At 62.8% G+C, this 261-nt stretch carries 1 protein-coding gene; it reads right to left on the bottom strand.

Annotated features, from left to right (window positions below):
- A partial coding sequence (locus AAEZ05_RS29075; protein WP_350650087.1) for a transporter substrate-binding protein occupies positions 1-261 on the bottom strand: 261 nt, incomplete at both ends.

Here is a 261-nt window from a genome sequence, read left to right as displayed (position 1 = left end):
ACGCGACACCGAGGTCCAGCAGCCGAACACCACGGCGACCTTGTCCTGGGTCAGCAGTTGCCGGCCTTTCTCGGCGAACAGCGGCCAGTTGGACGCCGGGTCTACCACCACCGGTTCGAGCATCTTGCCGTTCACCCCGCCTTTGGCGTTGATCTCGTCGATGGTCATCAGCGCCATGTCTTTAAGCGAGGTTTCGGAGATCGCCATGGTCCCGGACAACGAGTGCAGGATGCCGACCTTGATGGTCTCGGCGGCCTGGAC

The organism is Pseudomonas sp. HY13-MNA-CIBAN-0226 (assembly GCF_040310305.1).
Classification (GTDB): Bacteria; Pseudomonadota; Gammaproteobacteria; order Pseudomonadales; family Pseudomonadaceae; genus Aquipseudomonas; species Aquipseudomonas gregormendelii.
Note: the sequence above shows the minus strand (reverse complement) of the source record. Positions and strands in the feature narration are given on the sequence as shown.